Here is a 13,167-nt window from a genome sequence, read left to right as displayed (position 1 = left end):
AAAACAAAAATGATTATCATTACATGTTGGTGTAATATCAATGCAATTGAGAATTATTTGCATCAATAAAGGTGTATTTAAGTCAAAAAATAAACAAATAAATTAGAGGAAGCAGAAAATAGCGTCCCTGCGCGGGAGGGGCTTAAAACATATTAGATAATTTTAAGTCGGGCAGGGACGTATAGCGTGGCGCGGAAGCTTATTGTTCCGATACCAATGTGTCGAGCAAATGTGGTCCGAGTTTATTTAAAATAAAGCAGAACAATTCAGCCGTTTTTTGCGTGTCATACAGTGCAGAATGTGCTTCTTTACCATCGAATTCGATACCCGCTTGAATGCATGATTTAGCCAAAACAGTTTGACCAAACATAACAGCGCTTAACGTAACGGTGTCGAACACAGAAAAGCTATGAAATGGATTTTGATTTTTAGTGCCTGTACGAGCAATGGCAGCTTGTACAAAACCTAAGTCAAAATGTGCATTGTGTCCTACCAATACAGCGTGGGTGCAGTTTTGCTTGCGGCGCACTTCATTGACAGCTTTAAATATACGCTTAAGCGCAGATTTTTCGTCTTCAGCCATGGCCATACGCATGGGATTGAAAGGATCAATACCAATAAAGTCCAATGATCTGCGGTCTAGGTTTGCACCTTCAAACGGATTGATATGCGCGTGGTGCGCTTCGCCCGGTACAAATTTGCCCTCTGCATCATACACAATAGGTATGGCTGCAATTTCCAGTAAGGCATCAGTCTGTGCATTAAATCCTGCGGTTTCGACATCGACAACAACAGGCAAGAATCCACGGAAACGCTGACCAATTACTGGTAGAGTTTCATCAGTCACACTTTTCTCCATTGGATGGTTTTACCCGCATACAACGGAATAATTTTTTCACCATCCAAATAGTCAAAACTTTCAGGGATCACTTGATCTTCTTTTACCAATGTAATGGTATTGGTATTACGTGGCAGGCCATAGAAGTCCGCGCCGAAGTGGCTTGCAAAACCTTCTAAACGGTCAATTTTGCCGACTTGATCAAATGCTTGAGCGTATAGCTCAATTGCGGTAGGTGCACTATAACATCCTGCACAGCCACATGCATTTTCTTTAGCATTTTTTGAGTGTGGCGCGCTGTCTGTACCCAAGAAGAATTTAGGATTACCACTTGTAGCCACTTCAAGGAGTGTTTGCTGGTGCGTTTGGCGTTTTAAAATAGGCAAGCAGTAGAAATGAGGCTTAATCCCACCCACAAGCATGTCATTACGGTTAAATAATAAATGTTGTGGTGTGATGGTCGCTGCTACATTACGGTCTTGTTCCAATACAAAATTGGCTGCTTCGCTAGTCGTGATGTGTTCTAGTACTAATTTTAGTTTCGGGAACTGTTTTAATAGCGGAGAAAGGACTTCATCTAAGAAGCGCTTTTCGCGGTCAAAAATATCAACGTGGTTATGGGTCACTTCACCGTGTAGGAGTAATGGAACTTGATGTTCTTCCATTTGCTCAATTACACCGTAGACTTTAGAAATGTCGCTTACGCCACTGTCAGAGTTTGTGGTAGCGCCAGCAGGGTAGAGCTTAATCGCGTTAACAAATTCTGAATCTTTAATTTTTTTGACTTCAGCAGGTGAAGTGTTGTTGGTGAAGTACAACACCATACGAGGGTCAAAGTGAACACCTTCAGGAACATGCGCCATGATACGTTCGCGGTATGCATTGGCTTCTTCTACAGTCTTAACGGGTGGAACAAGGTTTGGCATACAAATCGCGCGAGAAAACTGCTGCGCTAAATCTGGAACTGTTCGTTTTAATGCTAAACCATCACGTAAATGCGCGTGCCAATCATCTGGCTGCAGAAGAGTAATCGTATTCAAGGCAAATTCAAACTTGGAAATAAAACAGATGATAATGCAAAAAGTGTGAAAATGGTAACGGGAATTAAAGACAAATGGTGTGATTTTTATAAATAAAATGACAATTATGTGTTATTTTGACATGAATAAAAAAACAACATGTATGCTTGGAAATGGAATACAAGTATCACCTTGCAAAGCTGCAATACGACAAAGAAAAAGTTGAAGAGTTGATTGCTCAGCAAAGCAGCAGCATTGGACGCGTGTTTCCACAAAAAATGGAGCATGAGTTCTGGCAAAAAAACCTAGAGCGGGCCCGTAAGCATATTGAAAGAAACTTATGGTCTGGGGTTTTGGTTTATTTTTTATTTGTTGTGGTCATGGTGCCCACAGATTATTGGATTGTAGATCCGAATTATTTTAAGCATGATTTTTCTCAATGTTTGTTGGGTTTATTAAATGGTGCGATGAGTCTTCTCGGCCTTTATTTTTTTTCTACACAGAAGAAATTAAAGCCCTATTTTAAAATTGCATCGATGGTTGTGTTTTTTTGGACTATTGTCTCAATGTCTTGGCTCACGTTTACGGTACAAACGGAAGACTTGAAGCATCAGGCTTTAGTTATTATCTGCGTTATTTATATTCTGGCTTATATACTAACGGGTATACGTCCCTTGCACATGCTGGCGATTGGGGTACTGGCCGCCATTTGTTCTGTGGTGATTTTGGTATTATCCATTGAAATTAACATCTTATTATTGGCACGTGTGCTTATTGGTGCGAGCTTTTTAGGCTTTGTCATTAGTCACATGATCTTTGCACGTGAGCGAATGATTTATTTATATACTGCGCGCGCTAAAATTAGTGAACAAATCCATCGTATACATAACACAGAGCTTTTACATTTAAGTCAGCACGATGAGCTCACACAGATCTCTAATCGTCGTACTTTTGATGAAATGCTGCATAATTTCTATACGCAATCTCGTGCGGATGAATCACCCCTTGCAGTGCTATTTATTGATGTTGATCATTTTAAAAACTATAACGACTTCTACGGCCACCAAAAAGGCGATGATGTTATTTCGGCAATTGCGCTGAATATTAAAAACGCCATTCGTCACATGGACTTTGTTGCACGTTATGGAGGCGAAGAGTTTGTCGTGCTTTTACCTGAAACAGATGCACATGGTGCTTATGCAGTGGCATCTAATATTTATAAAGCAATTGATCGTTTAGAAATTCCACATGAAAAATCATTGGTCTCTAATCGAATTACCATTAGTTTAGGTATTACGGTATATCGCGGAGAAGAGATGAGCCAAGACGATCTTTTGAGTATTGCTGATCAGGCACTTTACCGTGCGAAGCAACTGGGGCGTAATCAAATTTATTATCAATCTATCCGTTCAGTCACGTTAACTTCTTAGATATAGTCGGGCTGTAAATGCCATTAAAGTGAATCAAGCTGAATTGAATTATCTCTTTAAAATAAAAAACCGCGCTCAAGGCGCGGTTTTTTTAGACTGAACTAAAACTTAGTTTTTGTCTTTAAGTTGTGGAACAGCAGAAGCTGTACCCACTGCAAGTAAACCTGCACCTGTGTAGATACCCAATTTTGCACGAGTATCAGTGATGTCGAGGTTACGCATAGTCAATTGACCAATACGATCCATTGGAGAGAACATTGAATCGCCTTTTTCCATCGTTAAGCGTTCAGCTTCGTAGGTAAGGTTTTCAGATTCAGTGTTCATGATGGTGTAATCATTACCACGACGAAGTTCTAAAGTCACTGTGCCAGTTACAGCTTTAGCAACCCAACGCTGTGCAGTTTCACGAAGCATAAGCGCTTGAGAATCGAACCAGCGGCCTTGGTAAAGAAGACGGCCTAAACGTAAACCATTGATACGGTATTGTTCGATTGTGTCTTCGTTATGAATACCTGTCACAAGACGCTCGTAAGCGATGTGAAGAAGCGCCATGCCCGGAGCTTCGTAGATACCACGAGATTTAGCTTCGATGATACGGTTTTCGATTTGGTCAGACATACCTAGACCGTGACGGCCGCCGATACGGTTTGCTTCAAGAATGAATTCAACTGGATCTTCGATACGTTGACCGTTGATTGCAACTGGGAAGCCTTCTTCGAAAGTGATAGACACTTCTTCAGGAGCGATTTCAACGTCTTCTTTCCAGAACGCAACGCCCATGATTGGGTCAACAATTTTGATGCCAGCGTTAAGGTATTCAAGATCTTTCGCTTCGTGCGTAGCACCAAGCATGTTTGAGTCAGTTGAATACGCTTTTTCTTTTGACATTTTGTAGTCAAAGCCATTGTCGATCAGAAACTGTGACATTTCTGCACGGCCGCCTAATTCGTCAATGAAAGTTTGGTCTAACCAAGGCTTATAGATTTTAAGTGCAGGGTTAGTCAACAAACCATAACGGTAGAAACGTTCAATGTCGTTGCCTTTGTAAGTAGAGCCGTCACCCCAAATGTTAACGTCATCTTCTTTCATTGCTGTAACAAGCATAGTACCTGTTACTGCACGGCCTAGCGGCGTAGTGTTGAAGTATGGAACACCGCCAGTCGAGATGTGGAACGCGCCACATTGAATCGCTGCAATACCTTCTAATGCAAGCTGCAAACGGCAGTCGATTAGACGAGCTTTTACTGCGCCGTAAGCTTCAGCTTTACGCGGAATCGCATCATAGTCATCTTCATCAGGCTGACCTAGGTTTGCTGTGTAAGCATACGGTTCAGCGCCTTTTTGTTTCATCCACAATAAAGCAGCTGAAGTATCTAGACCACCAGAAAAGGCAATACCAACTTTTTTGCCAACTGGGACATTCTGCAAGATAGTTGCATTATCAGTCATTGTTAATCCTAACGATATTAATATAGGCACCTAGAGTGGGTGGCCCGAGAGAATACATATTTCTTTAATTGTAGCACTTTTAGCGCTAAATTTTTTCAAAAAAAATTGCACTGAAAAAAATTAATAGATTAAAAAGCTAAATTTAATCGGTTCTGATTATGGCTGTGCTTTGGATTGTTATCGCCTCTGTTAGATTGAGTGGCCTAAATGGCGTTGCCGAGTGTGTCAAAAAATGAGGTATTTTCATTGAGGTGTTGCTATTTTTCCAATGTATTGCCTCATACAGATCATGTTAAATGAACAGGTGCCACATTTAGCTATATGGGGCAAGTTTTGGTTGTGGCTCATGATGTGCTTTAGCCAACAGATGCATTTTGTAGTAGGAGATGTTTTTTTTGCTGGTTGTTGATTAGTCTTCATCGGCTTAAAACCGCGATCGAAGTGTTGAGAAACAGATTACTTTTATTAATATTTAATAAAGATTTATAGAATGTTATGCTCGGTGCAGTTCACTAATTTATATGTATGTATCCAATAGGGCCATTGCATAAAACATTTGTCGGAGAGAATTGATGCTCAACAATAAATTGCCACCACTTTATCCGCATTTAAAAAGTAAAAACGAAACATTAAGTTTAATTCATGGCATTTATGCAGGCATATTGAGCTGTGCATTGGCAGTTGTGTTTTATTTGGAGTATCAGCAACAAACAATGAGCATGGTGGAGATAAGTGTATTGTGTGCTGGTATTGGGCTGTTCATTGCACTCAATATTGTGGCGTGTCTCAAAGTGAAGAAAGGTGCCAATCAGGGACTGATTTTGTCGCGGATTTTAGCTGTATTGATGCTTTTGAGCTTTCCGATCGGCACGCTACTGGGGGCTTTTGCATTATGGAAAAGTTTAAAGTCTCAGTGGGAAGTTTAAACTTCAGGTGTGGGGGCGGCTGAAATTATTTTTAAATGAAGTTTGCTTAGAGTAGAAAGGTCGTTTGAAATAAAGTTGTGATAGCTGGTGCTATGCTTGCATAGCTGTTTAAGCACACTTTTTTGATAAGCAATTGAAAATAAATATGACAAAACATGTATTTTTTGTTTTAAAAAATATCTTAATTATTCAATTGTCTATAAGATTTATTGTAGGAAGTGATTTGAATAATTGACGTTATTGACAGTTTCTACAAATAAAAAAATAAAATTGCCATAAACAAAAAATAAAAACGATTTAAAGTAGTATGCAACAAGTTGCAAAGCCCATTATAAGGATTCGCCATGACAACTAGCTATGCAAATATATTAAAGCCCCTGCATTTAGGATTTACCACCATTAAAAACCGTGTGGTCATGGGTTCTATGCATACAGGGCTAGAAGACCGTTTTTATAACTATCCTAAATTGGCTGCCTATTTTGGAGAGCGTGCCAAAGGGGGCGTTGGTCTGATTATTACGGGCGGTATTTCGCCTAACCGCTCGGGATGGCTATTACCTGCTGGCGGTACAATGAATACCTTGGGTGATATTGCACCGCATCGTTTAGTCACACATGCTGTACATAAGTATGGCGCAAAAATATTGATGCAAATCTTGCACGCAGGACGTTATGGTTATCAGCCGTTTGTTGTATCTGCGAGTCCAATCAAATCGCCTATTTCGCCATTTAAACCACGTCAAATGAGCGAAAAGCAAATTTTAGATACCATTCAGGACTATGCACATACCGCAGGCCTTGCACAAAAAGCTGGTTATGATGGTGTGGAAATTATGGGGTCTGAAGGTTATTTACTGAATCAGTTTTTAAGTCGTCATGTGAATCAGCGTCAGGACCAATGGGGTGGTGACATTGAAAACCGTATGCGCTTTGCAGTGCAGATTGTGAAAGCCATTCGTGCACAAGCGGGTGAAAAATTTATTATTTGTTTCCGTTTATCACTATTGGATTTAGTGCACGATGGCAACACTATGCAAGAAGTCATTACCGTGGCGAAGGCCTTAGAAGAAGCGGGCATAACCCTATTAAATACAGGCATAGGTTGGCATGAAGCACGTATTCCAACCATTGTGACGTCAGTACCACGCGCGGCATTTGTGGACTATACCGCAGAAGTGAAAAAGCATGTATCTGTGCCAGTGATTGCATCTAACCGTATTAACATGCCTGAAACAGCAGAAGAAATATTGGCTGAAGGAAAAGCCGATATGGTGCAAATGGCACGTCCTTTATTGGCCGATCCATTTTGGGTAAATAAAACGGCGACCAACCGTGTTGATGAAATTAATACTTGTATTGCCTGTAACCAAGCGTGTTTAGATCATACTTTTAAAAATCAACGCGCAACGTGTTTGGTCAACCCTCGCGCAGCTTATGAAACTGAATTGATATATGTAAAAGCCAAAAAAGCTAAACGGATTGCCGTAGTGGGTGGTGGTGTGGCAGGTATGTCTGCAGCGACTGTGGCAGCCAGCCGAGGCCATCATGTGACTTTATTTGAAGCGACTAATGAAGTTGGCGGTCAGTTTAACTTGGCTAAAGTTGTGCCAGGCAAAGAAGAATTTCACGAGACTATTCGTTATTTCAAAGTGCAGCTTGAAAAAACGGGTGTCGATTTGCGTTTAAATACCAAAGTAAACCGTGAGCAATTAGAGCGTGAAGGTTTTGAAGAAGTGATTGTGGCAACAGGTGTTGTGCCACGTGCTTTAAAAATTGAAGGCAGTGATGCACCTCAAGTCTTATCTTATGCTGAAGTTTTACGTGGTGCGCCTGTGGGTGAGCGCGTTGCCGTGATTGGTGCGGGTGGTATTGGTTTTGATGTGTCAGAGTTTTTACTCAAGCCACCACATCAAAAACAGCCACAGCCTTTAAATGAATGGCAACGTGAATGGGGCGTAGATCCAAATGTAAATTATGTGTCTGAAGGTGGTATGCAACCTGCTGAAATTCATCCACCAGTACGTGAAATTTATTTGTTACAACGTAAAACTACAGCTTTGGGTGCGGGTTTGGGCAAAACCTCTGGCTGGGTTCATCGTGCACAATTAAAGAAACATGCGGTGCGTATGCTACGCGGTGTGCAGTATAAAGCTGTGACCACTGAGGGATTGTGGATTGAAACAGCTGGGCATGATCAGTTGTTGCGTGTAGATACCGTTGTGGTGTGTGCAGGGCAAGAGTCTGTGAAAGATGTGATGCCTCAATCTACTGAACATACACTTGCAAATTACCATATTATTGGTGGCGCAAAATTGGCAGCAGAATTAGATGCGAAGCGTGCAATTCGAGAAGGTGCTGAATTGGCAGCCAGCTTATAATGGTTTTGGTGAAACAATATTCATTTGAATGGTTTAACTGAATTTTTTGCTTGTCATCCTAGGGAAAGCACCGTATGATGGCGCACATGGAAGCGTGGCAGAGTGGTTTAATGCACCGGTCTTGAAAACCGACGAGGGCTTATACCCCTCCGTGAGTTCGAATCTCACCGCTTCCGCCAAATATCTAAATAAGCCCTTGTTTTTACAAGGGCTTATTTTTTGTCTGTAGTTTTACCCCACAACCTACCCCTCATCAAATTTTGGATTGGATTGGCTACTTTTAGCTGTATTTAGAAGACTAAGGAATGCAGTTTAAAAAACTGTATTTAAATCTAACTATATTCTTATTCAAACGATTCTTAATTCTAAATATTTTCACTATCCATTTGCTTAGCTTGCTTGACGCTCTATAACGTGCAGATTATCCTTAGCCTGCTGACCTACATCGTCAGCGGGTTTTGACAGACCCATTAACAAAGACAATATGCGAAATCTCATTTTGCATGTTGTGGACCCGTTCGTCCCCCTTTCTTTGCGGTAGGGCGGAGGGGGGACGCGCTTGCGCGTGCTGGTTTCTTTGTTACCAGTCTGTCAACCCTCCTTCGTTCTGCCACCATCAATTGACAGTGATTTGGCAGGATTCTTTTAAAACAAAGGAGTACGCCATGCGCTTACATCAATACCGTCTTTCACATTTCTCTTTTTTCATGTTTGTGCGATTGGGTGATTAGACCTGATGTCGTGCAGTCAATGCATAGCTGTGTCGATGACTTTCTAAGAATAAAACTTTTTCAAGTACATATTACCGATATGAAGATGAATCTCTCATGCTGTTTTGAGGGTCATAGATCCGTGTGCTTTATCGTCTATAACACTTCAAAAAAACATAGATATTCATTCCAACATTCATGCATGGGGAGCACTGCGTCTGATTAAGACCAAGACGAGTGATGCCTATAAAAAGAGAAAATGATTATGTTTAAAACCTTCCTAAAAACTGCCCTTATTTCATCACTACTTGCAGGTGCATCATTGGCGCAGGCAGGCTGGTTTGCGCAAGCCAGTGAAGCTTATTTTGTTAAGGCCCGCAATTTGGGTGGTGGGGTGTATCAATGCATGTATAAAACCAATCCGGGCAACCGTGGTTGGCGTAATTTTACGGTGAACTTTCAGGGTGGTTGTCCGCGCTTTGTTCACTTTAATGCTCAGAATGGTCAAGTCACTGTACCCAACTAAAGACGGGGGAGCATTTGAGATGAACCAAAAAACCATATTGGGCTTGGCGGCAATCTTAGCCCTGACCTTGATCAGCATTGCAGGTTTCTATTTCTTTAGCCCCAAACATGCAACTGAAAAAACTGTTCAAGCAGCTAGTACTTTGGAGGCCAGCTCTGCACAGCCTCTAGAATCTGCCAGTTCAGAGCCAGCTTCAACCGAGATTGCAGCGGCAGAAGTGGATGGGATTGATGTCAAAGAATTGACCACGGGAAGCAAAAGTCTGAGTCCATCAGGTCATGAACCTGAATTACTCAGCTTTGAGTTTGATAAAAACCTAAAGTCTGTCGATACCTTACTGTCGATGCTGCCTTATGACGAACTGCCTCAGTTTGAGCAGGACAACATAGACAAGTATCAACGCTATGTCTTTGCTAAAGCCGCAAAAGACACAGGCAAATCAGTGAAAGACTTCAGCTTGCAGGAACACGGAGCACTGGAATCGGAGCAGGCGGGTAATCGTTACTACGTTTATAAATTTGATAATGGCACAGACTGTGAAATTCATCTGGTCAGTATTGATTTAAATACGGGCGATTATGGCGTGAGCTATAACTACTGCTAAGGATGAAATGTATGAAGCAATTTTTAAAACCCTTTCTGCTAGTAGTGACTGCAACGACAGGAATGTTGTTGAGTGGCTGTAACTCTGGCCTTGATCCAAACACGTTTACGGTCGAACTCGATGTAATTGATACCAGTAACTGGTATGCCCAAAATCAATCCGCTACGGTATTAACGATCCGTTCTAACAGTGCAGATCCGATTGATGTGACCAATGTGCTGATCAACAACGGTGAATGCAGTTATGAAGGTTATCGCCGATCATTGGAATATCCGCAGCATTTTAAAATGGGTTTGCGTTTAAGGCTGAAATTAACCGGTTGTGGCTATGACAATGTGGTGCAGGTTGATGTCGAGACAGATAAAGGCACTGCAAGCTATAGCTTTCAATAGTGACTCTCCTCGACAAAGTAAAATTTAAATCAAACCGTGTCCTCAATGGGCACGGTTTTTTTATGCCCTCAATTCAGCTTTTCGTACCCAATTCATTTAACAAGGAATATTCAATGTCCTTAATTCAATGCCCCTATTGTCAGTCCACCCATGTCAGACAGACTGATTCAAGTCATGCAAACGCCAACTATTTCGAACAACTGCAACGCTGTATTTCACCGACACAGATGGCGCTGTTCGGCATGCAGCTTGCCAAAAAGGCAGGATTCCCGCCTTTTACAGGCGCAGCCATCGGTGTTGTGGTGGGTGGTGTATTGGTTATTGTCAGTCAGTACTGCTATGAAAAATATTACAGCAATGCCGAGCAGTATGTCTGCTTGGATTGCCAACAACAGTTTGCATGGGCGAGGTAATCACTTCTCAGCCATTGCACTGGTACATCGTTGAATAAATCGATTCTTTAAAACATCACATTACACATTCTTTTTAGGAATAATCAAAATGGCACATCAAATTGAACAAATGGCGTATGTCGGACAAACCCCGTGGCATGGTCTAGGCAATCAACTTAGCCCAAACCAACCGATTGAAGTCTGGGCCAAGCAAGCAGGTATGGATTGGCGCATTGAATCATCCAATGTCAGTTACATGGCTCAAAACTCACGTGGACAAAGCATCATCATGCCGTATGAAGAACAACGGGTACTGTACCGTTCAGATACTCATGCCCCTTTATCGGTGGTGAGTCAGCGTTATCAGGAAGTCCAACCGATGGAAATTCTGGAGTTCTACCGTGATCTAACCGAGCAATCTGGCTTTGAACTGGAAACCGCAGGTGTACTTAAAGGTGGGAAAAAGTTCTGGGCCTTGGCACGCACAGGCCAAACAGCAGAATTGAAAGGTGGGGATGTCAGCAATGGCTATATCCTGCTGGCAACAGCATGTGATGGCACCTTAGCCACAACCGCACAATTCACCAATATCCGTGTGGTGTGTAACAACACTTTAGCCATTGCCTTGCGTGGACAAAGTTCCAATGCGGGCGTGGTCAAAGTACCCCACAGTACTAAGTTTGATGCCGACAAAGTCAAAGATCAACTCGGTATTTCAGTGAAAACATGGTACGACCACATGTATGAAATGAAACAACTCACCCAGCGTAAAGTCACTCAGAAAGAAGCAGCAGCTTATTTTGATGCGGTATTTAACAACAATAGCCTAAGTGCGATGGAACAGGACGATAACATTATTCAGTACTACCGTAATGTTGCATCTCAAGCCAATCAACAGCCCAATAAAACGGAGCCCAATGGACGTGCCATGACCAAAGTCATGAATATGTTTAATGGGCAGGGACGTGGAGCAGACTTATCTTCAGCCAAAGACACCGCCTATGGACTACTTTGTGCAATCACAGAATTTGTCGACCACGAACGTCGTGCGATGAGTACCGATCACCGCCTTGATTCTGCTTGGTTTGGTGCAGGGGCAGCATTGAAACAACGGGGATTAGAGCAGGCTTTACATTTAGCCACTTAAGCTTGATTTAATCTTTAGACTTTATCATTAGAGCATCTGATCAGCACGATCAAGTGTCTTCCTAATTAGCGATCCCTCTTTGCCACATCTTCGGATGTGGCTTTTTTTATGCCGTTTTAAAATCAATGATAGAAGGATAAACCCATGAATCAGATTATAAACCCAACAGTAACGTCTCAATCTCAGTATTTACCAACTGTAGCCAATGAAAAGCTTAAACAAAGTCAATCAGGTTCAAAACGTAGCTTAAATGCCAGACGTCTGATCAACACCAAACAATTGGACTATCAGGCATGGCTTGAAGTGCGTAAGCAGGGAATAGGCAGCAGTGATGCCGCAGCCGCCTGTGGCATAAATCCTTATATGTCGATGCTAGAACTGTGGATGATTAAAACAGGACGTGTACAGCAAAACATTGATAATGAAAGCTCAGGGCATGCACCTTTATATTGGGGCAAGCAGTTAGAACCGCTAGTGGCTGAATACTACAGCATGCACACCAATAATAAAGTCCGTCGGGTCAATGCGGTGTTACAGCACCCTGATCCTGATAAAGCCTTTATGTTGGCAAACTTGGATTATGCCGTGGTGGGCAATGAAGACGTGCAAATACTGGAATGTAAAACCGCAGGGGAATATGGTGCCAAACTGTGGCGAGATGGTGTGCCGTTATACGTGTTGTGTCAGGTACAACATCAACTGGCGGTGACAGGCAAGCAAGCGGCACATATTTGTGTGTTGCTGTGTGGACAGGAAACCAAAATCTACAAAGTCAGTCGTAACGAAGCCCTGATTGAACAAATCATTCAGGCGGAACGGCTGTTTTGGGAATGTGTTGAAAATGATGTTCCGCCAGCAGTGGATGCCAGTGAATCGGCAGCTAAAGCTTTACAACAGCTCTATCCTGAACATACTCCACTGAGCTGTGTTGATCTAACGGAGGTCCAACTTGCCAATGAACTGTTTGATCAACTGATTAAAGAAAAGAAGCAGATTGAACAACACCAAACTCAGTTTGACCTACTTAAACACCGTGTTCAGGCACTGATGCAGGAACATGAACGTGCTGTATTTCAGCAGGGTTCGGTGACATGGAAAAAGAGTAAGGACAGTATTAGCCTAGACACCAAGTCCTTACTTCAGCACCAACCTGAACTCATCCAACAATACCCATTGCAGAAAGCAGGCAGCCGTCGTTTCAACATTTATCAAGATTAGCTCAAAGCTCAGAGTTAGTCACTCAGCAAGAAACAACCTGAAATCCCGTGCAGTCCTGCATGGGATTTTTTTTATGCCGATTTTAATTTAAGCAAATAGTGCAACACATCTAAACATATCAACGACAGAGGAATTTCA

At 42.1% G+C, this 13,167-nt stretch carries 12 protein-coding genes and 1 tRNA gene; 10 read left to right on the top strand and 3 right to left on the bottom strand.

Annotated features, from left to right (window positions below):
- Positions 1 to 199 precede the first annotated feature (199 nt).
- Both rnt and pyrC read right to left on the bottom strand, forming a co-directional pair.
- Positions 200 to 859: a ribonuclease T gene (rnt, locus tag HYG93_RS11150; RefSeq protein ID WP_117007976.1), complete on the bottom strand. Its 660-nt coding sequence runs from the start codon at positions 857 to 859 to the stop codon at positions 200 to 202.
- Complete coding sequence (pyrC, locus tag HYG93_RS11145) at positions 844 to 1,878, bottom strand: dihydroorotase (RefSeq protein ID WP_106985852.1); 1,035 nt, start codon at positions 1,876 to 1,878, stop codon at positions 844 to 846. The genes rnt and pyrC overlap by 16 nt, the downstream gene beginning before the upstream one ends.
- Before the next feature lie 152 nt (positions 1,879 to 2,030).
- On the opposite strand from pyrC, the gene HYG93_RS11140 reads away from it, so the two are divergent.
- Positions 2,031 to 3,287: a GGDEF domain-containing protein gene (locus HYG93_RS11140; RefSeq protein WP_106985853.1), complete on the top strand. Its 1,257-nt coding sequence runs from the start codon at positions 2,031 to 2,033 to the stop codon at positions 3,285 to 3,287.
- A 108-nt stretch (positions 3,288 to 3,395) separates the two neighbouring features.
- Here HYG93_RS11140 and argG read toward each other — a convergent pair whose 3' ends face one another.
- Positions 3,396 to 4,736 carry an argininosuccinate synthase gene (gene argG / locus HYG93_RS11135; RefSeq protein ID WP_120365936.1) on the bottom strand — a complete coding sequence of 447 codons (1,341 nt, stop codon included), beginning with the start codon at positions 4,734 to 4,736 and terminating at the stop codon, positions 3,396 to 3,398.
- Positions 4,737 to 5,308: 572 nt separating this feature from the next.
- On the opposite strand from argG, the gene HYG93_RS11130 reads away from it, so the two are divergent.
- From HYG93_RS11130 to HYG93_RS11090, 9 genes are all read left to right on the top strand, one after another.
- A complete protein-coding gene (locus tag HYG93_RS11130) occupies positions 5,309 to 5,662 on the top strand; it encodes a hypothetical protein (RefSeq protein ID WP_120365935.1) in 354 nt (117 codons plus the stop codon).
- A gap of 344 nt (positions 5,663 to 6,006) precedes the next feature.
- On the top strand, positions 6,007 to 8,040 hold the full coding sequence (locus HYG93_RS11125) for an NADPH-dependent 2,4-dienoyl-CoA reductase (protein WP_106985856.1): 2,034 nt from the start codon (positions 6,007 to 6,009) through the stop codon (positions 8,038 to 8,040).
- Between the two features lie 88 nt (positions 8,041 to 8,128).
- A tRNA-Ser gene (locus HYG93_RS11120) sits at positions 8,129 to 8,219 on the top strand.
- Between the two features lie 796 nt (positions 8,220 to 9,015).
- Positions 9,016 to 9,276: a hypothetical protein gene (locus HYG93_RS11115; protein WP_004650270.1), complete on the top strand. Its 261-nt coding sequence runs from the start codon at positions 9,016 to 9,018 to the stop codon at positions 9,274 to 9,276.
- Between the two features lie 19 nt (positions 9,277 to 9,295).
- Positions 9,296 to 9,880 carry a hypothetical protein gene (locus HYG93_RS11110; RefSeq protein ID WP_106985858.1) on the top strand — a complete coding sequence of 195 codons (585 nt, stop codon included), beginning with the start codon at positions 9,296 to 9,298 and terminating at the stop codon, positions 9,878 to 9,880.
- 11 nt (positions 9,881 to 9,891) lie between these two features.
- Positions 9,892 to 10,272, top strand: coding sequence for a hypothetical protein (locus HYG93_RS11105; RefSeq protein ID WP_106985859.1), 381 nt, complete (start codon positions 9,892 to 9,894; stop codon positions 10,270 to 10,272).
- 113 nt (positions 10,273 to 10,385) lie between these two features.
- On the top strand, positions 10,386 to 10,685 hold the full coding sequence (locus HYG93_RS11100; RefSeq protein ID WP_004692366.1) for a hypothetical protein: 300 nt from the start codon (positions 10,386 to 10,388) through the stop codon (positions 10,683 to 10,685).
- A gap of 88 nt (positions 10,686 to 10,773) precedes the next feature.
- The gene (locus HYG93_RS11095) at positions 10,774 to 11,811 is read left to right on the top strand and encodes a DUF932 domain-containing protein (RefSeq protein ID WP_178962477.1); all 1,038 of its coding nucleotides are present in this window, start codon (positions 10,774 to 10,776) and stop codon (positions 11,809 to 11,811) included.
- Positions 11,812 to 11,955: 144 nt separating this feature from the next.
- Positions 11,956 to 13,029 (top strand): YqaJ viral recombinase family protein, encoded by a 1,074-nt coding sequence (locus HYG93_RS11090; protein ID WP_178962476.1) that lies wholly within the window; start codon positions 11,956 to 11,958, stop codon positions 13,027 to 13,029.
- Positions 13,030 to 13,167 lie beyond the last annotated feature (138 nt).

This window comes from Acinetobacter sp. SwsAc6 (assembly GCF_013391565.1).
GTDB lineage: Bacteria > Pseudomonadota > Gammaproteobacteria > Pseudomonadales > Moraxellaceae > Acinetobacter > Acinetobacter cumulans.
The sequence above is the reverse complement of the archived record's forward strand: the minus strand, read 5'-3'. Positions and strand labels throughout refer to the sequence as shown.

Excerpts from the sequence above, each read along its gene's own strand:
- rnt (WP_117007976.1), bottom strand. The coding sequence starts at position 859 with ATGGAGAAAAGTGTGACTGATGAAACTCTACCAGTAATTGGTCAGCGT.
- HYG93_RS11140 (WP_106985853.1), top strand. The coding sequence starts at position 2,031 with ATGGAATACAAGTATCACCTTGCAAAGCTGCAATACGACAAAGAAAAA.
- argG (WP_120365936.1), bottom strand. The coding sequence starts at position 4,736 with ATGACTGATAATGCAACTATCTTGCAGAATGTCCCAGTTGGCAAAAAA.
- HYG93_RS11130 (WP_120365935.1), top strand. The coding sequence starts at position 5,309 with ATGCTCAACAATAAATTGCCACCACTTTATCCGCATTTAAAAAGTAAA.
- HYG93_RS11125 (WP_106985856.1), top strand. The coding sequence starts at position 6,007 with ATGACAACTAGCTATGCAAATATATTAAAGCCCCTGCATTTAGGATTT.
- HYG93_RS11115 (WP_004650270.1), top strand. The coding sequence starts at position 9,016 with ATGTTTAAAACCTTCCTAAAAACTGCCCTTATTTCATCACTACTTGCA.
- HYG93_RS11110 (WP_106985858.1), top strand. The coding sequence starts at position 9,296 with ATGAACCAAAAAACCATATTGGGCTTGGCGGCAATCTTAGCCCTGACC.
- HYG93_RS11105 (WP_106985859.1), top strand. The coding sequence starts at position 9,892 with ATGAAGCAATTTTTAAAACCCTTTCTGCTAGTAGTGACTGCAACGACA.
- HYG93_RS11100 (WP_004692366.1), top strand. The coding sequence starts at position 10,386 with ATGTCCTTAATTCAATGCCCCTATTGTCAGTCCACCCATGTCAGACAG.
- HYG93_RS11095 (WP_178962477.1), top strand. The coding sequence starts at position 10,774 with ATGGCACATCAAATTGAACAAATGGCGTATGTCGGACAAACCCCGTGG.
- HYG93_RS11090 (WP_178962476.1), top strand. The coding sequence starts at position 11,956 with ATGAATCAGATTATAAACCCAACAGTAACGTCTCAATCTCAGTATTTA.